General features: G+C 47.7%; 19 protein-coding genes and 1 riboswitch. Of the genes, 7 read left to right on the top strand and 12 right to left on the bottom strand.

Going from position 1 to position 21,563, the window contains the following annotated elements; all coding sequences use genetic code 11:
* Positions 1 to 21: 21 nt before the first annotated feature.
* Together I4W93_RS18630 and cysK are read right to left on the bottom strand one after the other, a co-directional pair.
* Positions 22 to 465, bottom strand: a complete 444-nt coding sequence (locus tag I4W93_RS18630) for a hypothetical protein (RefSeq protein WP_205313087.1) — start codon at positions 463 to 465, stop codon at positions 22 to 24.
* Positions 466 to 567: 102 nt separating this feature from the next.
* Entirely contained in the window at positions 568 to 1,542 is a 975-nt protein-coding gene (gene cysK, locus I4W93_RS18625; protein ID WP_205313085.1) for a cysteine synthase A, read from the bottom strand.
* A 134-nt stretch (positions 1,543 to 1,676) separates the two neighbouring features.
* Between cysK and I4W93_RS18620 the strand changes: the two genes are divergently transcribed.
* The gene (locus I4W93_RS18620; RefSeq protein WP_205313078.1) at positions 1,677 to 2,522 is read left to right on the top strand and encodes an AAA family ATPase; all 846 of its coding nucleotides are present in this window, start codon (positions 1,677 to 1,679) and stop codon (positions 2,520 to 2,522) included.
* A 173-nt stretch (positions 2,523 to 2,695) separates the two neighbouring features.
* On the top strand, positions 2,696 to 3,865 hold the full coding sequence (locus I4W93_RS18615; protein ID WP_205313070.1) for a vWA domain-containing protein: 1,170 nt from the start codon (positions 2,696 to 2,698) through the stop codon (positions 3,863 to 3,865).
* 46 nt (positions 3,866 to 3,911) lie between these two features.
* Here the strand turns inward: I4W93_RS18615 and I4W93_RS18610 are convergent, their stop codons facing one another.
* Positions 3,912 to 4,724: an HDOD domain-containing protein gene (locus I4W93_RS18610; protein WP_205313067.1), complete on the bottom strand. Its 813-nt coding sequence runs from the start codon at positions 4,722 to 4,724 to the stop codon at positions 3,912 to 3,914.
* Positions 4,725 to 4,987: 263 nt separating this feature from the next.
* Positions 4,988 to 7,087 (bottom strand): elongation factor G, encoded by a 2,100-nt coding sequence (gene fusA / locus I4W93_RS18605; protein ID WP_205313065.1) that lies wholly within the window; start codon positions 7,085 to 7,087, stop codon positions 4,988 to 4,990.
* A 357-nt stretch (positions 7,088 to 7,444) separates the two neighbouring features.
* Here fusA and I4W93_RS18600 point away from each other — a divergent pair, with 357 nt between their 5' ends.
* Entirely contained in the window at positions 7,445 to 8,905 is a 1,461-nt protein-coding gene (locus tag I4W93_RS18600; protein ID WP_205313063.1) for a carbon starvation CstA family protein, read from the top strand.
* A 67-nt stretch (positions 8,906 to 8,972) separates the two neighbouring features.
* Here the strand turns inward: I4W93_RS18600 and I4W93_RS18595 are convergent, their stop codons facing one another.
* The 6 genes from I4W93_RS18595 to I4W93_RS18570 form a co-directional block, all read right to left on the bottom strand.
* Positions 8,973 to 10,850, bottom strand: a complete 1,878-nt coding sequence (locus tag I4W93_RS18595; protein ID WP_205313061.1) for a tetratricopeptide repeat-containing diguanylate cyclase — start codon at positions 10,848 to 10,850, stop codon at positions 8,973 to 8,975.
* Positions 10,851 to 10,929: 79 nt separating this feature from the next.
* Positions 10,930 to 11,283 (bottom strand): YdbL family probable chaperone protein, encoded by a 354-nt coding sequence (locus I4W93_RS18590; protein ID WP_205313058.1) that lies wholly within the window; start codon positions 11,281 to 11,283, stop codon positions 10,930 to 10,932.
* Between the two features lie 10 nt (positions 11,284 to 11,293).
* On the bottom strand, positions 11,294 to 11,482 hold the full coding sequence (locus I4W93_RS18585; RefSeq protein ID WP_205313056.1) for a YnbE family lipoprotein: 189 nt from the start codon (positions 11,480 to 11,482) through the stop codon (positions 11,294 to 11,296).
* Positions 11,479 to 14,049, bottom strand: coding sequence for an intermembrane phospholipid transport YdbH family protein (locus I4W93_RS18580; protein ID WP_205313053.1), 2,571 nt, complete (start codon positions 14,047 to 14,049; stop codon positions 11,479 to 11,481). Before I4W93_RS18580 ends, I4W93_RS18585 begins: the two co-directional genes overlap by 4 nt.
* A 163-nt stretch (positions 14,050 to 14,212) precedes the next feature.
* On the bottom strand, positions 14,213 to 15,931 hold the full coding sequence (locus tag I4W93_RS18575) for a M28 family metallopeptidase (protein WP_205313051.1): 1,719 nt from the start codon (positions 15,929 to 15,931) through the stop codon (positions 14,213 to 14,215).
* Positions 15,932 to 16,051: 120 nt separating this feature from the next.
* Positions 16,052 to 16,666, bottom strand: a complete 615-nt coding sequence (locus tag I4W93_RS18570; protein ID WP_205313049.1) for a hypothetical protein — start codon at positions 16,664 to 16,666, stop codon at positions 16,052 to 16,054.
* Between the two features lie 105 nt (positions 16,667 to 16,771).
* Here I4W93_RS18570 and I4W93_RS18565 point away from each other — a divergent pair, with 105 nt between their 5' ends.
* On the top strand, positions 16,772 to 17,041 hold the full coding sequence (locus tag I4W93_RS18565; RefSeq protein ID WP_205313047.1) for a DUF3081 family protein: 270 nt from the start codon (positions 16,772 to 16,774) through the stop codon (positions 17,039 to 17,041).
* Between the two features lie 177 nt (positions 17,042 to 17,218).
* Positions 17,219 to 17,392: riboswitch (Lysine riboswitch) on the top strand.
* 106 nt (positions 17,393 to 17,498) lie between these two features.
* A complete protein-coding gene (lysC, locus tag I4W93_RS18560) occupies positions 17,499 to 18,851 on the top strand; it encodes a lysine-sensitive aspartokinase 3 (protein WP_205313045.1) in 1,353 nt (450 codons plus the stop codon).
* A gap of 256 nt (positions 18,852 to 19,107) precedes the next feature.
* Here the strand turns inward: lysC and queC are convergent, their stop codons facing one another.
* Entirely contained in the window at positions 19,108 to 19,764 is a 657-nt protein-coding gene (gene queC / locus I4W93_RS18555) for a 7-cyano-7-deazaguanine synthase QueC (RefSeq protein ID WP_205313036.1), read from the bottom strand.
* A gap of 112 nt (positions 19,765 to 19,876) precedes the next feature.
* On the opposite strand from queC, the gene queE reads away from it, so the two are divergent.
* Positions 19,877 to 20,542, top strand: a complete 666-nt coding sequence (gene queE / locus I4W93_RS18550) for a 7-carboxy-7-deazaguanine synthase QueE (protein ID WP_205313025.1) — start codon at positions 19,877 to 19,879, stop codon at positions 20,540 to 20,542.
* Positions 20,543 to 20,953: a DUF6841 family protein gene (locus I4W93_RS18545; protein WP_205313022.1), complete on the top strand. Its 411-nt coding sequence runs from the start codon at positions 20,543 to 20,545 to the stop codon at positions 20,951 to 20,953.
* On the opposite strand, the gene I4W93_RS18540 is transcribed toward I4W93_RS18545, so the two are convergent.
* Positions 20,944 to 21,522, bottom strand: a complete 579-nt coding sequence (locus I4W93_RS18540; RefSeq protein ID WP_205313019.1) for an LON peptidase substrate-binding domain-containing protein — start codon at positions 21,520 to 21,522, stop codon at positions 20,944 to 20,946. The genes I4W93_RS18545 and I4W93_RS18540 overlap by 10 nt on opposite strands.
* Positions 21,523 to 21,563 lie beyond the last annotated feature (41 nt).

Genomic DNA, 21,563 nt, shown 5'->3' with positions numbered 1-21,563 from the left:
GTGCAATAATATCAGCCGCGCTTAGCGCGCGCTGCTGGCAAATTTATCCACTTGAACGGCTTGCACCACCCAGCGACCGTTTAATTGAATAAGCTCTACTACCCGTATTTCATCCACTTTTTTACCGTCATGTTGTCCGGTTAGTAAAATGGCAATCTCGGCCGTGTTTTCATATTGTTCACGCAGATTTCCGCCACTGCGATTTACTCTAATCTCAACGCTATCAAAGGACATGTTCATTAGCGTACGGCCAACCTGGCGTACAGTGCCATACGACTCCATTAACTGGGCGTACTCAGCGGTACTAAGCCCTTTGGCTTTATCCAGATCTTTGTCAATATACAACGCTTGAAGAAATTGTGTTGCGACATATTCAGGGCTACCCCATTGGGCATTGATCGTAGGTGCATCTTCAGAGCAAGCGGTTAGTAATAACAACACCGGCAAGATCCAGCGAAACGTCATAGTGTGATATCCGGTATAGAGCGAAACAACAGTGTGGCGTTTTTTTTTGTCGCTGTAAAGAAAAGGGCAGCCTGAGCTGCCCTATGTTAGTTAACATTTTGATTAAGCTTGTAATTCCTGCTCAGTAAATACTTCAGCAAATAGTGGGCTGGTTAAGTAACGCTCGGCGGCGCTAGCCAGAATAACCACGATATTTTTGCCGGCATTTTCCGGTTTTAACGCTAAACGTTGGGCGGCTACCAGCGCTGCACCGGACGAAATACCGGCCAGAATACCTTCTTCGCGCATTAAACGATGGGCGCCGGCAATAGCCTCCTCGCTGGTAACGCGCTCAACTTCATCGACTAAGGCTAAATCGAGGTTGCCTGGGATAAAACCGGCACCAATGCCCTGAATTTTATGCGGGCCAGGTTTTAGCTCTTCACCGGCTTTGGCCTGAGTGATTACCGGTGATTCTGCCGGCTCTACCGCCACGCTTAACAGCGGCAGCTTCTTCTCGTTTTTCAGATAACGGCTAACACCGGTAATAGTACCGCCGGTGCCGACGCCGGCGACAAAAATATCCACTTTACCGTCTAAATCATTAAAAATTTCCGGCCCGGTGGTATCAAAGTGAATTTGCGGGTTAGCCGGGTTTTCAAACTGGCCCAAAATTAAATATTTATCCGGGTTAGATGCCTGAATTTCTTTGGCTTTTTCAATCGCGCCTTTCATACCTTTAGGGCCTTCGGTCAGCACTAAATTGGCGCCTAAGGCTTTTAACAGCTTACGTCGCTCTAAGCTCATAGTGGCTGGCATGGTAAGTGTAAGCTTATAACCACGGCTGGCAGCAACAAATGCCAGGGCAATACCGGTATTGCCTGAGGTAGGCTCGACAATTTCTTTGTCTGCCGTTAAGGTACCGTTTTTCTCGGCATCCCATATCAGTGCTGCGCCCAAACGGCATTTTACACTGAAGCTGGGGTTACGCGCTTCAATCTTGGCGTAAACATTAGCGCCGCCTTCAATGGTCCGGTTTAATTTGACCAGCGGGGTGCGGCCGATAGACAATGAGTTGTCTGCATAGACGTTTGCCATAAAAAAACTCCGTTTACGATAAATTGGTTATAAGAATACGCCAGCGTGGCAAAAATTACAGTAGCTTTTGGCTATAAGATATTACGTTTTACCACAACAGCGTTGGGTTTAAACACTAAGCATAGAGGGGACTTATGGCCTTTGTAAGCACCGACAACTATATCGTGTCTGATGAACTGGCATTAGCGGTAAATGCCGCGGTAACGCTGGAAAAACCGCTGCTGATAAAAGGCGAGCCTGGCACCGGTAAAACACGACTGGCTGAAGAATTGGCAGCAAGCCTGGGTACAGAGATTATTCAGTGGCATATAAAATCGACCACCAAAGCACAGCACGGCCTGTACGAGTACGATGCGGTGTCGCGCCTGCGCGACAGCCAGCTGGGCAGCGATAAGGTACATGACATTAATAACTATATCCGGCCAGGTAAATTGTGGCAGGCGTTTACCGCGGCTAAACGCCCGGTACTGCTAATAGACGAAATAGACAAAGCCGATATTGAGTTTCCTAACGATTTACTGCACGAACTGGACCGGATGGCGTTTTACGTGCATGAAACCGGCGAGCATATCGCTGCCGTTGAGCGGCCAATCGTGATTATTACCTCAAATAACGACAAAGAGCTGCCGGATGCGTTTTTACGCCGCTGCTTTTTTCACTATATCCGTTTTCCGGATGCCGATACCTTGCGCGCTATTGTTGACGTACATTACCCACATATTCAGCAGCAGCTGTTAAGCACAGCGCTGGAGGTGTTTTTTGAGCTGCGCGAGCTGCCGGGCTTAAAGAAAAAACCGTCAACCTCGGAGTTGCTTGACTGGTTAAAGCTGTTACTGGCTGAAGATATTCCGGCTGAGGTATTAACCGATAAACAGCAGAAAGGCGGCCTAATGCCGATGTTTGGTGCCTTACTTAAAAACGAGCAGGATGTGGCACTAGTAGAAAAACTGGCATTTTTGGCGAAAAGGCAAGGGCGCTAAAGAATGTTGAGGTCTTCTGCAGTATTCTTCGGGGTCGACTGTAATACTCCTTTTGGCTCGTCGCAGCAACTCGCTGCGGCTGGCGCCTGCGCTCAGACACTCTGCGCCGACCAAAACGAGTTTCCAGTCTCGCCCTGCAGCATGAGCAAGCCCAATTTAACTGAGCAAGCAATATGCTAATTGATTTCTTTTTTACCTTGCGCAAATACGGCTTGAAAACCAGCATTACCGAACTGCTGGATTTACTTAATGCGTTAAAACAACAGGTGATTTTCGCCGACACTGAAGCTTTTTATCAGTTGTCCAGACTATGTTTGGTAAAAGATGAAACTCAATACGACAAATTCGACCGCGCCTTTGCCGATTACTTTGAGGGGGTAGCGCAGGTAGACATCGCTGCCAGCATTCCGCCAGAGTGGCTGGTGCCGGACATGCTGCGTAAACTCAGCGAGGAAGACAAAGCCAAGCTGCAGGCATTAGGCGGGCTGGATAAACTGCTGCAAACGCTGCGTGAACGTTTAGCCGAGCAGCAGAAAAAACACAGCGGTGGCAATAAATGGATTGGCACCTCCGGTACCTCACCTTTTGGCGCTCATGGGTATAACCCGGAAGGCGTGCGTATTGGCCAGCAGGGCAGTGGTGCGCGCCGTGCGGTAAAGGTGTGGGATAAACGCGAATTTAAAGATTTAGACACCGACAGCGAACTTAACAACCGCAGTATTAAACTGGCACTGAAACAGCTGCGTAAATTTGCCCGCAGCGGCGCACAAACCGAGCTGGACTTACACGGTACTATTCAGGCCACTTCTGAGCAGGCCGGCTGGTTGGATTTACGTTTTATGCGCGAGCGGCACAATGCCATTAAGTTGCTGGTGTTTTTTGATGTGGGCGGCTCGATGGACGACCATATCGAGCAATGCCAAAAGTTATTTGCTGCGGTAAAAAGCGAATTTAAACAGCTGCAGTTTTTCTACTTTCATAACTGCGTGTATGAAGGTGTATGGCGTGACAGTAAGCGTCGTTATACCGAAAAGGTAAAAGTAGATGATATTATTCATACCTTTGGCAGTGATTATAAACTGATCTTTGTCGGTGATGCGACCATGGGGCCTTACGAGATTGAATACCCAGGTGGCAGTGTAGAGCACTTCAATGAGCTGCCGGGGAAAGTCTGGTTGCAGCGTTTATTGAACCAGTTTCCTAAGGCTGTGTGGTTAAACCCACAACCCGTGCACTGGTGGTCGCATTACTACTCGATAGGCATCATCGAGCAGTTAATGCAAAGGCGGATGTTCCCGCTGACATTAGATGGGCTAAACTCAGCAATAAAGACCTTGTTGTAAAATATCTACTAAGGCGGCAGCTATTAGCTGCCGTGTCTGAAAATACTTAGTGCAATAGATCAGCTATGCCGTCATCTAAATCAGGCGCGCTTTGCAATAATGGAAAAATATCCGATAACTTAAGGCCGATGGCATGCGCCAGTTTAACCGGGAAATCGTCAAAGTTTCCCTCACGGATTTTTGGCTGATGATCAGTCATGTAGTGCGCCAAGTGCAGGCAGCATGCATAAGGCGATAATTCTGGCGCAGCCAGAGGGTTTTCTTGCCAGCGTATTGCTTTGACGATATCTGCCGGAAAATACCAATGTTCCGCCAGCTCACTTCCCGCTTGAGTGTAGTCAAACCCCAATAATTCTTGCTCTAAACGCGAACGAGACTCGCCGGTGTTTACCCGCTGATCAATCAAAATGGCTTGTTCAGGTTTAATTACATGGATCAGATACTCACCTATGGCATGCAGCAAGCCACAGGTATAGGCAATTTCGGCATCAGCTTTAAGATGTTTAGCTAACCACTTACTTCTATTGGCTATTTTAAAAGAGCGTAACCAGAATGCATTAATATCAAAACCTTCCGGCGCCTTTATATTGCCGGTAAAACCAATGGCAAATACCAGTGTACGCAGAGCGTCGATGCCCATTATTACTACCGCATCTTTAATTGAGCCTACTTTACGATGGCCACCATAACGCACAGAATTTGCAACTCTTAATACCTTTGCAGTTATAGCCTGATCATTACCAATAATTTGACCAACTTGATTACTGCTAAAATTCGGATTATTTAATGAAGCGATAAGTTCTTGGATAACTTTGGGGATACTGGGTAGATTGGTCGCATTTTGGATCATTGTCTTCATACTTATACTCACAAAAAACAATTCAAGTTAATAGAGATACCGAAGTAATGACAATAGCTCATGTTACTGAAAAGGGGCGGCTTTTAATTGCTAGAACTGATCTATTTTTAATAAAACAAGATTTAGATCAACATTTAGTTATGGAAAGTAGGATTTTTCAACAATAGCAAAAATTAACCTAGGTGAAATTCCAATTCTGAAAAAACAAACAAAAAAAAGCCCCGCTGGTTTGCACCGGCGAGGCTTTTATCATTGACTACAGCTTAGTTTTTAGCAGCAGCGGCTTTCTTTTCTTTTTCTTTAGTAATTACGGCTTCAGACACGTTTGACGGACACGGTGAGTAGTGTGAGAACTCCATAGAGAACTGACCACGGCCTGACGTCATAGTACGCAGTGTACTGATGTAACCGAACATTTCTGAAAGTGGTACGTCAGCTTTGATACGTACACCAGTAACACCGGCTTCCTGACCAGAGATCATGCCGCGACGACGGTTTAAGTCACCGATAACATCACCTACGTGATCTTCCGGGGTAAACACGTCAACTTTCATGATTGGCTCAAGCAGTTGCGCGCCAGCTTTTGGAATTGACTGACGGAAAGCGCCTTTAGCCGCGATTTCGAAAGCGATAGCTGATGAGTCAACAGCGTGGAAACCACCGTCGAATACTTCAACTTCAACGTCTAATACCGGGAAGCCAGCCAGAGTACCGGTTGACATCATAGACTCGAAGCCTTTTTCGATTGCCGGCATAAATTCTTTTGGTACGCTACCACCAACAACAGTTGATTTGAACGTGAAGCCTGAGTTCTGCTCGCCCGGACGAATGCGGTAATCGATTTTACCGTACTGACCTGAACCACCAGATTGCTTCTTATGGGTGTAGCTGTCTTCGATTTCACGGGTAATAGTTTCGCGGTATGCAACCTGTGGCTGGCCTACAACTAACTCAACGCCGTAAGTACGTTTTAAGATGTCTACTTTGATATCTAAGTGTAATTCGCCCATACCTTTAAGGATGGTTTCACCTGAGTCAACATCAGTTTCAACACGGAAAGTTGGATCTTCAGCCACCATCTTACCGATAGCGATACCCATCTTCTCAACTGAACCTTTGTCTTTTGGCGTAACAGAGATAGAGATTACCGGCTCTGGGAATACCATTGGCTCAAGCGTACAAGGGTGCTTAGGATCACACAGCGTGTGGCCAGTCTGGGTGTTGTTCTTCATACCAACCAGAGCAATGATGTCACCGGCCTGAGCTGAAGTCAGGTCGATACGGTCATTGGCATACATTTCAACCATACGGCCGATACGCTCGGTTTTACCTGTGAAAGAGTTCAGGATGGTATCACCCTTGTTCAGTACACCTGAGTAAACACGTACGAAGGTCAGAGCGCCGAAACGGTCATCCATGATTTTGAACGCTAAAGCGCGGAATGGCTCGTCAGCAGAAACAACTGCAAACTGGCCGTTCTCGTTACCTTCTTCGTCAGTCAGTGGTTGAGGAATTACTTCAGTTGGGCTTGGCAGATAATCGACAACGGCGTCTAACAGTAACTGCATGCCTTTGTTTTTAAAGGCTGAACCACAGTATGTTGGGAAGAATGCCAGGTCACGTGTACCTTTACGGATACAACGCTTGATGTCTTCGATTGAAGGCTCTTCACCTTCCATGTATGCCATTAACAGGTCGTCGTCTTGCTCAACAGCAGTTTCGATCATCTGTTGACGATACATTTCAACGTCGTCAGCCATGTCAGCTGGTACGTCTGTTACGGTATAGTTTTCTGGCTGGCCAGTTTCATCCCACACGTAAGCTTTTTGGGTTAAAAGGTCAACAACACCAGAGAACGTATCTTCACGGCCGATAGGTAAGGTCATGATAAGTGGGTTAGCACCTAATACTTTCTTAACCTGTTCGGTTACGCGGATAAAGTCTGCACCGATACGGTCCAGCTTGTTTACGAAAATAAGACGTGATACTTCAGCGTCGTTCGCGTAGCGCCAGTTGGTTTCTGACTGAGGCTCAACACCGCCTGAACCACAGAATACGCCGATACCGCCATCTAATACTTTCAGTGAACGGTAAACTTCAACAGTAAAGTCAACGTGGCCCGGGGTATCAATAACGTTAAAACGGTAGCCTTTCCAGAAACAGCTAACCGCTGCTGATTGGATAGTAATACCGCGCTCTGCTTCCTGTTCCATGAAGTCGGTAGTTGATTCACCTTCGTGAACTTCACCTAACTTATGGATTTTACCGGTCAGTTTCAGGATACGCTCGGTAGTAGTAGTTTTGCCGGCATCAACGTGCGCGAAGATACCAATGTTTCTGTATAAGGATAAATCTGCTGACATAGTAGTCTCTATAAGCTAGGGTTTGAAAATAGTGCGGTAATATACAGGATTTCAAAACGTTTTGCAGGAAAAAAAATGTTGTTGTTAGCTAATTTTTTAGTCACGCTGTCAAAGCAGCGATACAGCCGCCTGTTAACAAATAGCAATTAGTTCCGAGCTGCAACATTTCGGCTGCTTTAGCGAGAAACCGAATAATATTTTTTATTTGATGTTGGCGGTCGCAACTCATCTTTCACTTAGACTATAGGCTAGTATGATGGAAAAAATGTCCATGCTAAGCTGCTGAGGTTTACCTAATATTGCCTGCTTTGCTTTAAGCTGGCAGTTAAAATACAAATAAAATGAAGGACCTGCGTAATGCTACTCTTCTTTATCAGTATCACGATACTTATTCTCGGTTACAAACTATATAGTCCATTTGTTGAAAAACAGGCCGGAATAGACATTCAGGCTGTAACACCACAAGAACGCCTGCACGATGGGGTTGATTATGTCCCGATTCATCCCGTAAAAGCTTTTTTAATACAGTTTCTGAACGTTGCCGGTGTTGGCCCTATTTTTGGTCCTATATTGGGTGCTGTGTATGGCCCGGTCGCGTTAGTTTGGATTGTTATTGGTAATGTTGTCGGTGGGGCAGTACACGACTATTTTTCGGGTGTGATGAGCCTGAAAGAAGATGGCAAAAGTTTACCTGAAATTGCCGGTCATTATTACAATGTTATTTTTAAAGGAGTTATGCTGGTATTTACCGCCATGCTGCTATTTTTTGTCGGCGTGGTATTTATTATGAGCCCGGCAGGGCTATTAAGTAATTTATCTTTTTTCGAAGGAACAATATTAGCTGGCAATACATTTTGGGTGTTAGTCATTTTAGCCTATTACTTTTTAGCAACCTTATTGCCAATAGATAAAATAATTACCAAGTTATACCCGGTGTTTGGTGCCCTAATGATTGTGATGACCAGCTTAATTGCTATTGCCATATTGATGGATGCGCCACATTTACCGCCGGTAAATGACGTTTTTGCCTATTTTGACGCGCATGAACATAGCGATTTTTTGCAGCCAAATCCAGACGGTGCACCTATTTGGCCATTGCTGTTTCTAACAATAACCTGTGGTGCCATAAGTGGTTTTCATTCTACCCAATCGCCGATGATTGCCCGTTGTTTGACCAACGAGAAATATGCCCGTCCGGTGTTCTACGGTGCAATGATGTGTGAAGGCATCGTGGCTTGTGTATGGGCATTAGCGGGCATGGCGGCATTTCCGGGTGGTTATGTAGAATTGAAAGCCATGTTAGCGCAAGGTGGACCAGGCCTAGTGGTTAACCATATTGCTAACAGCTATCTTGGCGTATTTGGTGGTGTAATGGCTATTCTTGCGGTGGCGATATTCCCGATTACCTCTGGTGATACAGCTTTTCGCTCATTACGTTTAACTATTATGGATGCGTTTAACATTTCACAAACTACCAAGCATCGGTTGGCCTTGGCAGTGCCGTTGTTGGGTATAGCGTATTTAATGACCTTCCTCGATTTCTCATTGATCTGGCGTTATTTCGCTTTCTCTAACATGTTGCTGTCAACCAGTGTGTTATGGCTGGCGACTAAGTACTTATTCGACAGAGGTACCTTCCATTGGATTACCAGTATCCCTGCCGTAATTGGTACGGCTATAACAGTGGCGTATATTGCAACTGCCGGTATTGGCTTAAACTTACCATCGACTTACAGCCAGCCAATAGGTGTGGTTATTGCTGTGTTGTGTTTAATTGGTTTGGCAACTGCACATAGCAAGCGCACTGTCATTGCGTAATATCATCATCTTAAAAATAGCAAAGCAGCTTAAAGCCGCTTTGCTATTTTAAGCCAGACAGATAAGGCTAATCTGACTCTGGGCTGACAACCACCCGGTTACGCCCTGCCGCTTTGGCCTGATATAACGCATCGTCGGCGCGTGCTAGGCTAGTATTTAGTGCTTCGTCCGGTAGAATTTGTGATACGCCCAGGCTGCAGGTGATATTAAGCGCTTGCGGTCCGTCGGCAAAGCGAATGGCTGCGATGGCCAGCCGCAGCCGCTCTGCAATGATTACCGCCTGCTCTGCGTCAGTATTGGGCAGGACAATTAAAAATTCCTCGCCGCCCGTGCGGCCAAAATGGTCTTGTTCGCGCAGCATTGCGGCGACTGTCATACACATTTGTTGCAACACGGTATCGCCGGTGTCATGGCCATAACGGTCGTTAATTTGTTTAAAATGGTCCAAATCCAGAATTAAAAAACACAGCGGCTCTAACGTGTCTATTGCTTTAACCCGTTCTTTATCTGCCTGCATCATAATGCGCCGACGGTTAGCAATCTGTGTCAGCTCATCGGTCATAGCTAATCGATGCAGTTTACGGTTGCGTTTTTTCAATGATACGGCAAAGGCTAGTAGAATAATCACCAGCAATACGATTAGTGTTAAGGCGGCATATTGCCAGCGCTGTGCCAACTGCAAGGTACTGACATGTTGCTGGGCCAATTGTTTCTCTGCTTCGAGTTGTTTGTTGCGTTCTTGCTGGCGGACGGAGTCAAACTGGAAGCGCAATACATTACTTTGCTGTTCGCGAGATAACTGCAGCTGTTGGTGATTAAGGCCAACATATTGACGTAACTGCTGATATGCCTGACGGTACTGTTCTGTTTCTGCCAGTGCGGTGGCTTTAGCGTTGTAAAGCAACAGCATATAGCGCGGGTTATTGTCTATCTGCAGTTGCTGCTCTGCTTCTGCTAATTTGTCCAGTGCTTGTTCTGCTTCGCCTGTCGCCACCAGTGCTTCAGCAGTGTATAGCGCCAGTAGGCCCTGATAAGTTGCCAGCGCAGATAGATCAGGTGCGTTAAGCTGGCTAAGTTCTGCTTTAGCTTCTGTTGCCAGTTGCAGGGCTTCAGGGTAGCGCTGCAGCAGATTGTAAATCCATACCATATTGACCTTGGAATAGGTGCGCCATAACGGTTCGTCTAGCTGTTGGTATACTGTCATTGCTTGTTCAAACAAGCTTAATGCCTGCTCGAATTGCCCAAGTTCGGCATATGAGTAGGCTTTTTCATGCATAATCAGCGCATTGCGAAACTTTTCATCTGGTTGGTTAAACTCCAGCTCGGCTTGCTCGATATAGCTCAGTGCATCCTGATACAGCCCCATCCGGCGATAGGTGGCTGCGATAGCCATGACTAAATCACTGATATAGGGTTTGTAACCCAGGCCACGTTGCAGCTGATAGGCCATGACATAGTGTTGCATGGCATCGGCATAATTACCGCGGTAGGAGGCAATATTGCCAAGTAAACTTAAACTAATAGCAATGCTAAGCGGATCTTCGCTGTCACTGGCAGCCTGATAGCTAAGCTGTACCTGTTGTTCGGCAAGCTGTGTCTGGCCTAACTGGCTGTAAAGGTAGTAGCGGCAAACATAGTAGTCTGATAGCGCTGCATGGTCATTGCGTTGTTTGGCTTGTTGTATTTTGGTATCGCTGTAGGCAATACCGGCTATCGCATCAGCAGAATAACCAAGCTGACAGCGTAAACGGTCTAACATATGCTGGCGCTCGGTGTCGCCGGGTGGCAAAGCGGCCTCTAATTCGAGCAGTGCTGTCTTATAATCGGCAATAGAAAAGAAGTAGCGTTGTCCGCTTTCTATTTCATGCACCATGATGTCAAACGGCTCTGGCTCAGCGGCCAGAGCCGTGTTGATCAAAAGCACCATACCTAACAGTTTATACAATGATATTTACCTGATAAAACAATGCCTTTATCAGCATAGCTGAAGCTGGCTACATTCGAGCGCTAAATAGCAACAGCGATCAGGGTTTTTTTACCCAGTTACCGTCCAGTAAAATAAAATGGCCAGCACTGGTGCGCTCCAGTGCTTTTTTGCCCGCCATGGCTTCAACATCGGCAACAGCGATATTATTTTGCTGTGCCAGCCGGGCATACTCCGCGCGTCGCGCATCATTAATCAGTTTTACAATGTCGGCGGTGTCGGCACTGTTTTGTACTACGCCGAGGTAGCCATTGGCTTGCTCACCTACCAATCCCTGGGCTTTAGCAGGGCCCAGGGCGGCCATCGCTTGTTGTAAATTCATCGCCAACACCGGCAGACTTAGTGCGAACAAGGCAGGTAATAGTAACAGCTTGATATGTTTGACCAGTTTCATAGTGTGCTCCTTAGAATAAACCACTGTCGTCACTGAATAACTCATCCAGCTGCTTATCGACCTTGATATAAATTTCATGCTGAATTTTTACGTTCAGATTGATGTTGATTGGCTCCGATGGCAATGCCACTTGTACCTTGGGCGTGCAAGCCGCAAGAAACAGTGTCAGCATGGCTGTACTGCCCAATTGTTTGATCATGGTTTCACTCCGTTAACGCGTTTTGCGCCTGACTGTTGTAGTTTCTGTTGCACTCGCTGTTTTATTTTGTCACTAATTTGGCTGCTAAGTTGCAAGCTGGTGATAAGTGCCGGTATATCTTCTTCCAGATTGATCGTTAAATTGATTGGTCGGCCGGCCTCCAGCGCCGGATTGCGCCCCTGCAGTTGCAACGCCAGTAATAATTTACCGTTAGTATCATAGCTAACATTACTGGACAGCACCGAGTAGTGAAAATCGTCCAGCGCGTCCAGTACTACCTTCATACCCGGATTAGTTGCAGCCATGCTTTGCGCAGTAGGCGGGCGGTATTGCAATTTACCGCCGGGACTTTCGGCTGCGATAAAACCTCGCTCTACACTGACGCCGTTGCGTGCCAATAATACCGGAATAGTACCTGAGATGCGGCCGTTACCACTGATATCGCTACTGGGGTGTTGTTGCAGTATTTGGCTGATGTCTATGCTGGTTAGCTCGAGTTGTATCTTTTGTTCCGCCAACGCCAGATCTAGTATTTGTGGTTGCAAGCGTACCTGCCCACCCATTGCTTGCAACTGCAGATGTTCAACCGTCAGTTTACCGGATGTGGTAGCATCGCGATTGGCTTTATACTCTGCACTGAGTGTTAATGGCCCAGCGACTATGCCATGGTTAATTTCTGCAATTTGCAGCTTTTCGGTGCTCAGCTGCAGGTTATCGTGATGATACTGCAGCTGCAGTGTGCCGGCTAAATCTTTAAACAAACTGCGATCATAAATACCATTTACACCCGATAGCACTAGCGTTGCATCAACAGTTACCGTCGGAAGCAGTGTCAGTTCGCCGTTTGCGCTCAGCCTGCCGCGGTTAAGTTCTAGTAGCGCTGGCCAGGCGGTGATAGTGCCTGCTAGCGGGTTGCCTGCCAGTAAAAACATGTCGTCTAACTGCCAGCTAAGCTTTGTGTTGTCCGGTTTATAACGCAGCTGGTGGTTAATAGTCAGGCTAGTGCTGTTGCTAAGTTTGCCATCTATACTCAATGCGTTTGTGGTGCCAGCTAGCTTACCTTGCCATTGCCAATTTAACGGCTTTAACTCTGAGTGTGTGAGCCCGCTTAGGCTAAGCTTTGGCTCAGAAGATAGCTGGATGTTAGTGAATGCCTTGTCGCCGCTGACACGGCTGCTGCCTAACGTCAGGTTTATATTCTGCGCTGAAATATCCGCGGCGTTTAGCTTGGCAATAGTGCTGTGGCCGTTTTGTAGATCCAGTTGCCAGCGATCAGCTAGCCAGTAAGCATTAAATTGGCTGCTAAGTGTTAGTTTATCCAGTCTGATGTCAGCGCTGGGCGTTAATTGTTGCTGTACTATGTCCAGTTTGGCATTGCGAAGCTGAGCGCTGAGTGGTGGCGTTAGATTTAGTGTGGCATCGCCAGATAAACTTAGCGTGGTCGCACCTTCAGTGGACATGGCTATACGCAGTGGCAGGGCAGTGAGCTGAGGCTGGTTTTGGCCATCAGCAGACAGCGTTATATTCACTACATTGCTATGAATGCCCAATTGCACTAATTCTGCCGGGAACTGCGGCTGGGCTAACTGTAATTTACTATCAAGCTGATAACGGCTGAGTTCGCCTTGCACTAAGCCCAGCTCTGCCTTGACACTGCCTTGTAGTTGACCTATGCCGGGCAGTGAAAGCGGTGACGGTAGCTCAACAAACAATTGCCAGTTGCCACTCGCCTGTGCGGCAATATTTGCCAGCGTAGGTTGCTTGGGCAGTTGCAGCTGCCAGTTGCTATGCGCAGTTACCGGTGTAGTAAAGCGTGCTAAAGCCGACTCGGGTATTGCAACTTGCCACAAGGAAAGTTGCTGTAGCAACCAAGGTGAGGGCGGTGCTATAACCAAGGTCAGCTCGCCGCTGGCGTTAATATCGTCCTGGCCGCTAAGCTGTTGATGCAATTCTATTTGACTGTTGTTATCAAACCTAAGGTTAGCGTTCAATTGCGGCAGCTGTTGCACGGTGCGGTAATCGCCGCTAAGGCTTATACGCGGTGTATCGGCCGTATTGCTGTCTACCAGTGTTAGCTGATATTGCAGTTGTTGCGCAGTATTGCCAAGTGCCGCCGACAATAGATAACGGCAACGTTGTTGGCCGCACGGCAGTTGTACGCTCAACGCGTCGAGATTTACGTTGTCAGGTAACGCAGCCGGCAGTTGCCAATTGCTGGGCAGTTTAAGCGTAGCTGGCGCTGAACTGTTATTTGTATTGTTATCGGTGGTCGTGGGCCAGGTGAGTACATTTATACTGCCGCTGCCCAAGTGTATTGCGGTCAATTTAGCTTCAGCAAAGCGCCAGTTAAGCCGGATATCGTTAAGCTGAACCTGCACATTGGGTTGCTCAAGGCTAAAACTTACCTGGCTAAGGTTTAGTTGACGCAGGCTAAAGCTGCTGATTTGGTATTGCAGGTTGTTCAGCGGCAGGGCGGCAAGCGTTTTTTGCAGATACCAATACGCGCTTGCTGTTAACAGCAATAACAAGGCTGAAGCTGTAAGCAGCACTTTTTGCCAGCGACGCATAGGTAATCCTTTAGGTTGTTAAGCCGACACTAAACCGAAGCTACTGAATATACAATGAATATATCACGTTGTTTAACGTGCTGTTGCGCGGCAAAATACGTTGCCATAAAAAAGGGCAGCCAACGCTGCCCTTGTATTATTTAGCACTGTTACGGCTGGCAAGTTATTGTTTGCGGGCACCTGCTGAGGCATCGCGCAGGGCGCGGAACTCATTGCCTTCGTTCCAGTTTGGCCAGCTGCGGCTGCTGGCCAGCTCGTTACCTACCTGATAGAACAGGAACAGGTCTTGCTGCGCGCCGCGTAAGTCCCAAGCGTCATTCCACTCATCGCCCACTTTGTGATAGCAGCACTTATTATATTCAGCACGCTGCGCTTTGCCCCAATCTGCACCGAGTTCAAAGTGGTCGTTACCGCCTTTAGCGTACAAAATAGGCACGCCTTTTTTCGACAGGTTAAAGTGATCTGACCGATAAGCAATACCCGCTTCCGGGTTGTGCTCGCGTACCGCATAGCGGCCTTGTTGTTCGGTGTATTTAATTAAAATGTCTTCGGCGTTGTTGTTACCCAGACCAACAATGACCATGTCTTTCATCGGGCCGTAAACGTTCATTACGTCCATATTGATACCGACGACGGTCTTTTCCAACGGGAACACCGGGTTAGCGGCATACCAGGCTGATCCTAGTAAGCCGCGCTCTTCGGCAGTAACTGCCACAAACACTACTGAACGCTCAGGCTTTGCTTGTTGCGTAAAGTATTCAGCCAGCGCCAGTAAACCACCGGTGCCGGAAGCATTGTCCTGGGCGCCGTTAAATACCTTGTTGTCCGGGTTGGAGAAATCCATGCCAAGGTGATCCCAGTGTGCCATATACAGCACATACTCATCCGGGTATTTGCTGCCTTCGATATAACCCACCACGTTGCTGGAGGTAAGCTCGCGCAAATTGTTTTGTACACTGACCGAGGCAGTGGCATTAAGCGCTATGGGTGCAAAATCTTTTTCCAGCGCTTTTTTATGCATAGCGGCTAAATCGGTGCCGATATTGGCAAACAGCTTTTCGGCCGATTCAGTGGTGATCCATCCTTCAACTTTGGCACGGTCCATGTTTTTGTTTTCGTTGATTAAATCAAATTTAATTGGCGAGCCATGCGCGACTACGCCCCAGCCATAACTGGCGGCATCGGTTTCATGAATAACAAGCGCCATAGCTGCGCCCTGACGGGCGGCTTCTTCATATTTGTAGGTCCAGCGGCCATAGTACGTCATTGCGTTGCCGTTAAATAACTCAGGATCTTGAGTGGCAAAGCCCGGATCGTTAACAAACATTACTACGGTTTTGCCTTTAACATCTAAGCCTTCGTAGTCGTTCCAGTTGTATTCCGGTGCGACAATGCCGTAGCCAACAAACACCATCTCACTGTCGGTCACCTCTACCTGTTCAGTTACCCGGGTCGTCCAGGCGGTCATATCGTCGCGGTAGTTAAACTGCGCCGGTAGCTTGTCGCCTTTTAAGCTCATGGCTGACACTTGTTTCGGGTCAATTTGTACCAGCGATACCGGCTGTTTGTAGCTGTCGCCATCTATTGGCTTTAAGCCGATGCGGCGAAAGTTGTCTTCTAAAAAGGCTACGGTTAACTCTTCGCCTTTAGTGGCGGGAGCGCGGCCCTGAAACTCGTCTGACGACAGCGTTTTAATGTATTCGCCCAAGCGTGGATTAACGTCGGCAAATTGCAATTCAGTATTTTTAATGGCAGTGTCAGCTAGCTCTGGTACTGTTACCTCAGCCGTTTTTACCGCTGCGGGTTGCTCTGAACACGCGCTTAGTAAAGTACCTGCAGCTAAGGCGCCGGCAAGTAGCGTAAACCTGGAAAGGGTAATCATAGTCACTCCGTGGTTTTTATCGTTATATATCGCTGTAGTCTCAGCGTTTAGTGTAAAAGCACGTTATCTTAACGCAGCAAAAAGTTTGCGGCCAGTTTAGTGGTCGCAGTAGCAGTGCGGTTAGTCTTTATAACCCCAAGGCGTCGGCGGTAATGCCACCGGTTTGGTTAAATCAAAGTCAACGCGAAACTCACGACCGTCGCGTACCAGCCGATAGCTAAAGGTTTTAGGATAAATATACATTTGCCAGGTATTGCCATTAGATTGTGGGTTGCCTAAACGGGCAAATAATTCTTTCGAGTATTGGTCGGCCGGAAAGCTCTGCACTGTCGGCCAGCCGGCATCCAGCGTATGGCCGCCATACATAGTGGAGGCATCATGGCTACCATCTTTATTACGATGGTCATGCTTTAAACTCAGGCCAGAGCCGGTTTTAGTGATGATCCAGGTGCGGGAATGATTGTCACCAACATGGAACGGGATCTGTAATTGACTGTCTGTACAGTGACGTACATGCATAACTAGCCGGGCGTCAAAGCCGTCACTTTTTGGGTTGTCCATTACCACTGTGCCCTCAAAGGCCTTACCGCAGAGTGCGCGCAAATTATCAAAATAGGCATCGTGGCTGGCAATTGACACCAGCGGTGCTGGCTGCACAACATCAGCGGCGGAAGTGGCTAAAGCAACCAGGGAGAAACTCAGTGCAATAGTGGTTGAGAGCAAGGTCGGTTGCATATATTTTCCTTATTGTTTTTATATAGCTGCGCCGGACTATAACCTTTGTACGTATTCGCTGCAAACCGGTGTTACGCACAGACTAATGAAACAGGAGCATGACAAATGCAGAACGAATTAGATGGTAAATTTCTCCTTAGCGTGTTTGGCAAAATAGAAAAACACGGCAACGCTGTTAACAATGAATTGGGTGCCGGCTTTGTGTTGGATGGCATAACGGTAAATTCCGGTTTTGACGGCTATGAAGTGTATTTCAGTGATGGCAAGGTGCAGTTAACACTGGGCTTTCACAATAAGTGGCACAGTGATGCGGCTAATGAAGCTGATATGGATGCCTTTGTGGCACAGCTTAAAAAAATTAACCGTAACTACTGATTTATTTCATAGTTGCTAAGGATTTGTTCAGCTTAAACCGCTACCATAGCGCAGTTTTATAAGCGCAGGCAGCGATTGCTGTTGGTGTCACCTAAATAAATAACTGTTTAGACGGCTAAAAGGCTATTGCCTGAGAGGCCAAAACAGGATAAGGTGTCGCCCGTCAATCATATCTGATAGACCAGAAGAGGTGCGTTAGCCAGGTAGTTCAGGATAGATGTCTATACATCGTAGCCTGAATAAGGGGGACTAACGCCGAGGGATAAACCAGTTATAGAGCTGCTTATCCCGGTCGTTAAGGCTGAATCCTTACGACTGTCACCTGAATTTCGGTGGAGAGCTTCTGGCCTTTGTTAACTACAGTTTACAGAAATTACAGAAGTAGTCTGTTTCATTCTCGTTTTGCTGTTAGCAAATGCCATGCTCTGCTTATTATGTTTTATAAGGAGAGGCACCCTTGTCCAATCTTATTGTTGCAAAATTCGGCGGCACCAGTGTCGCAGACTTCGATGCGATGTCGCGCTGTGCCGACATTATTCTCGCAGAACCCGCCATTCGTTTAGTAGTGGTAAGCGCCAGTTCCGGCGTTACTAATCTGTTGGTCGATATTACCAAACATACTGATGTTACCGAGCGCTATGCCTGCTATCAGGGCATTGAACGTATTACGCTGGCAGTATTAAACCGCTTGCAGCAGCCTGACATAGTAGCAGCGGATATCGCGCAGTTACTGGCGGCACTCAAAGCGCTGATAGAGCAAAGCGGTGCGGTGTATAGTGCGGCGCACAAAGATGAAATTCAATCCTTTGGCGAGCGTTTAAGCTCGGTGTTATTTGCGCAAGTGCTGCGTGAGCGCGGGGCGGCCGGTTTATGTTTTGATGCCCGCCGCGTTATGCGCACCGACAGTCGCTTTGGTAAAGGTGAGCCACACATCCAACAGATCAGCGAGTTGTGCGCGATACACTTACAGCCGTTACTGGCCGACAATGTCGTAGTAACCCAGGGCTTTATTGGTGCTGACGACGTGGGCCAAACCACGACCTTGGGCCGTGGGGGCTCAGATTACAGCGCTGCGCTGCTGGGCGAAGCGTTAAGCGCGTCGGTAGTCCAGATATGGACTGACGTGGTAGGCATTTTTACTACTGATCCGCGCTTAACTGAACAAGCACGCTGCATTAAAGAAATCAGCTTTGATGAAGCGGCCGAAATGGCTACCTTTGGCGCTAAAGTATTGCATCCTGCTACATTAATACCGGCAATGCGCTGCAATATCGGAGTCTTTGTCGGTTCCAGCCGTGAGCCACAAGCCGGTGGTACCTGGATTGCCAAAGAGGTAAAAGAACGGCCGCCGTACCGGGCTATTGCGCTGAGAAAGTCGCAAACGCTTATCACAGTAAAAAGCCCGGCCATGTTGCACGCTGCCGGTTTTTTAACCCGGGTGTTTGATATTTTAAGCCGGCATCAAATATCAGTAGATTTAGTGACTACCTCAGAAATCAGCGTGGCCTTAACCCTGGACGAAGGCGGCATGACCAGCGCCTTTAGTGCTTCGGTAGAACCGGCCCTGGCAGAACTGCGCAGTTTTTGTGAAGTAGCAGTAGAGCAGGGCTTAAGCCTGATTGCCGTTATCGGCAATCATTTACACAGCAGTAAAGGCATTACCGGCGATTTATTTAGTACGCTGGAGCGCATTAATATGCGGCTGATTTGCCACGGTGCCTCTAAGCATAACCTATGCTTTTTAGTGCAGGACGCCGATGCGCCAGGCGTAGTAAAACAGCTGCACCAAAGCTTGTTTAGTGCAGCATGAGTCGGTGCCGGCAGAAATCGGTTTGCTCACGTCAACGCGCCGTGAACCCATCCCTGGGGGCTCGACTATAAACTTCATCCATGAAGTTTATCCTGCGGACCAGCACAGCTGTTCAAATTCGATCCCGGCGAATTTGTCAGCATCCATGCCGTCAACGGTTGACTTAGAGCAAGCCGTTTCCTGCGCAGGAGTTACGCTGTAGCATAAAGTAACAAAAACGCCCTGATTTATCAGGGTGTTTTTGGATGGATAGCCGTTATTCGTAAGGTAGCGGGTCAGTGGTGTTATTCAGCGTAAAGGCTTCAAGGCGCTCCTGACAGGAACCGCATTTACCGCAGGCTTTTTCGCGGCCGTTGTAGCAAGTCCAGGTTTTGCTGTAATCCAGAGCCATGGCCAGGCCATCGGCGAGAATTTCAATTTTAGTTTGCGCTAAGTACGGGCTGATAATATCGACCGGCTCGTAGTTAGCTATTTGACAAACGTCATGCATTTTTTGCACAAATTCCGGCCGGCAATCGGGGTAAATAAAGTGATCGCCGCTGTGTGCGCCGTAATATACCTGATTGGCACCAATAGACACGGCATAGCCCACCGCTAATGACAATAGAATCATATTGCGGTTGGGTACCACGGTCGATTTCATATTTTCGGCGGCATAATGGCCTTCCGGGATATCGATATTGTCGGTAAGTGATGAGCCGGCTAACAGCTGGTTTATGGCGGAAATATCGACAATTTTATGCTTGATGCCCAGCTCCTGACACACCTGTGCGGCGCATTCGAGCTCTTTCACATGGCGCTGGCCGTAGTTAAACGACAGCGCATAAACATCATGACCGGCCTGCACCGCTTTGTGTAACACGGTGAAGGAGTCCATCCCACCGGAATAAATCACCACAACTTTGTTCGGCATAGCAGGCTCTCTCTTGTATAATACAGCTCAAATTTCGCGACATGGCCCGCTAAGCATTGCGGGGCGCGCATTGTACAGTAAATCAGCCGCGGGCTAAAGGGCAAAGCACAGAGTGTATAAAGTTAACGAGGTTTTCGAAACTATTCAGGGCGAGGGCAGTTTTACTGGCGCGCCAGCCATTTTTATTCGCTTGCAAGGCTGCCCGGTAGGCTGCAGCTGGTGTGATACCAAGCACACCTGGGAAATTAAAGACGAGCTGCGACAGCCGCTTGGCGATATCGTGATTAAAACCTCAGAGACAGAGCACTGGGCTGGTGTAAGCGCTGAGGATTTGATGGCATTGTTTAGCCGTGAAGGCTATCAGGCCAAACATGTGGTGATTACCGGTGGTGAGCCTTGTATGTATGATCTTAATCCGCTGTGTGAAGTGCTGCACAGTAAAGGCTACAGCACGCAAATTGAAACCAGTGGCACCTTTACCATTAAAGCCCCGGCGCAAACCTGGGTTACGGTATCACCGAAAGTGAATATGGCTGGAGGCTATAAAATGCTGCAAAGTGCACTGGACAGAGCGAATGAGATAAAACACCCGGTTGCCATGCAAAAGCATATCGACGAGCTGTTGCAGTTATTGCAACATACTGATACCACAGCTAAGCTAATTTACTTACAGCCAATAAGCCAGCAGCGCCGTGCCACCGAGTTGGCTATTGCCCTGTGCAAACAACATAACTGGCGTTTAAGTGTGCAGGTGCATAAATATTTAGGGATCAGCTAAATGCAAACAGTAGAGCGTTTTTTTCAGGACTATGCCCAGGCATATATTTCCGGCGACTTGGCTAGCTTTGAGCAGCTGGTTGCTACCCCCAGTTTATTGTTGGCTGGTGAACAAAAAACCTTACTGATAGATAGCGATAGTTTACGCCAGCATGTACTCACTACTGTAGAAAAGTATCGCGATTTAGGTGTTGTGAATGTCGATTTCGTACTACAACATCAGTTACGGTTGTCTGAACAGATGCAGTTTTCCAGCCTGTATTGGCGCTTTTATGCTGGCAATGGCAAAGTTTTGTTTACTTGCCATACCTCCTACACCTTACAGAAATGTGATACGCAGTGGCAGGTGGTGTCGATTATTATTGACGACGAACAAGCCGCCTATAACCGCGTAGCAGCTAGTCAGGCTTGATGTGACATCCAGGCTTGCAAACTGTCCAGACAGGGTGCTGGGCTACTCTGCAATGCCAGTTGCTGCCTTAGTGCCGGTTGCATTGGTAAAATCTCCAGATAGCGTGAGGCCAGCCAGGTTGCATTGCTGTATTTAGGGTAGGGATACAACTGCTGTAATGCGGGGTACTGCTGCAATAGCTTTTGAAGCTGCTGCACCAGCGGTTGATATTCCGCCGTTAGGTCGACATCTGGCCAGCTATCAAGCTGTTCGACGTCGGCAATATGTAATTGATCTGCTTCCTGCCAACGTTTAACAATTTTTACTTTCTCTACTCCGGCTATGGTAATGCCTAACAAGCCATGATCCAATTGCTCAAAATCTTCAATCTGCACCTTGGTTGCCAGCGGTAGTATGCGGTCGGGGTGTGTTTGGCTAACGTAGGGGTTAACCTGAGCCATGGCGAAATCGCGTTTGCCGGCACTTGCCTCTGTAACCAATCGTACATAGCGGGGTTCAAACACGCGCAACCGCATGCGCCCCTCAGGTAAGATAAAGCTGTTTAACGGAAATAATGCCAGTTGTTTCATTGTACTGCTGATAAAGTTGTATAGTTGGCTCTTTATACGCA

This window comes from Rheinheimera maricola (assembly GCF_016918075.2).
Taxonomy (GTDB): Bacteria; Pseudomonadota; Gammaproteobacteria; order Enterobacterales; family Alteromonadaceae; genus Alishewanella; species Alishewanella maricola_A.
This window is presented reverse-complemented; position numbering and strand designations above follow the sequence as displayed.

Excerpts from the sequence above, each read along its gene's own strand:
- I4W93_RS18630 (WP_205313087.1), bottom strand. The coding sequence starts at position 465 with ATGACGTTTCGCTGGATCTTGCCGGTGTTGTTATTACTAACCGCTTGC.
- cysK (WP_205313085.1), bottom strand. The coding sequence starts at position 1,542 with ATGGCAAACGTCTATGCAGACAACTCATTGTCTATCGGCCGCACCCCG.
- I4W93_RS18620 (WP_205313078.1), top strand. The coding sequence starts at position 1,677 with ATGGCCTTTGTAAGCACCGACAACTATATCGTGTCTGATGAACTGGCA.
- I4W93_RS18615 (WP_205313070.1), top strand. The coding sequence starts at position 2,696 with ATGCTAATTGATTTCTTTTTTACCTTGCGCAAATACGGCTTGAAAACC.
- I4W93_RS18610 (WP_205313067.1), bottom strand. The coding sequence starts at position 4,724 with ATGAAGACAATGATCCAAAATGCGACCAATCTACCCAGTATCCCCAAA.
- fusA (WP_205313065.1), bottom strand. The coding sequence starts at position 7,087 with ATGTCAGCAGATTTATCCTTATACAGAAACATTGGTATCTTCGCGCAC.
- I4W93_RS18600 (WP_205313063.1), top strand. The coding sequence starts at position 7,445 with ATGCTACTCTTCTTTATCAGTATCACGATACTTATTCTCGGTTACAAA.
- I4W93_RS18590 (WP_205313058.1), bottom strand. The coding sequence starts at position 11,283 with ATGAAACTGGTCAAACATATCAAGCTGTTACTATTACCTGCCTTGTTC.
- I4W93_RS18585 (WP_205313056.1), bottom strand. The coding sequence starts at position 11,482 with ATGATCAAACAATTGGGCAGTACAGCCATGCTGACACTGTTTCTTGCG.
- I4W93_RS18580 (WP_205313053.1), bottom strand. The coding sequence starts at position 14,049 with ATGCGTCGCTGGCAAAAAGTGCTGCTTACAGCTTCAGCCTTGTTATTG.
- I4W93_RS18575 (WP_205313051.1), bottom strand. The coding sequence starts at position 15,931 with ATGATTACCCTTTCCAGGTTTACGCTACTTGCCGGCGCCTTAGCTGCA.
- I4W93_RS18570 (WP_205313049.1), bottom strand. The coding sequence starts at position 16,666 with ATGCAACCGACCTTGCTCTCAACCACTATTGCACTGAGTTTCTCCCTG.
- I4W93_RS18565 (WP_205313047.1), top strand. The coding sequence starts at position 16,772 with ATGCAGAACGAATTAGATGGTAAATTTCTCCTTAGCGTGTTTGGCAAA.
- queC (WP_205313036.1), bottom strand. The coding sequence starts at position 19,764 with ATGCCGAACAAAGTTGTGGTGATTTATTCCGGTGGGATGGACTCCTTC.
- I4W93_RS18545 (WP_205313022.1), top strand. The coding sequence starts at position 20,543 with ATGCAAACAGTAGAGCGTTTTTTTCAGGACTATGCCCAGGCATATATT.
- I4W93_RS18540 (WP_205313019.1), bottom strand. The coding sequence starts at position 21,522 with ATGAAACAACTGGCATTATTTCCGTTAAACAGCTTTATCTTACCTGAG.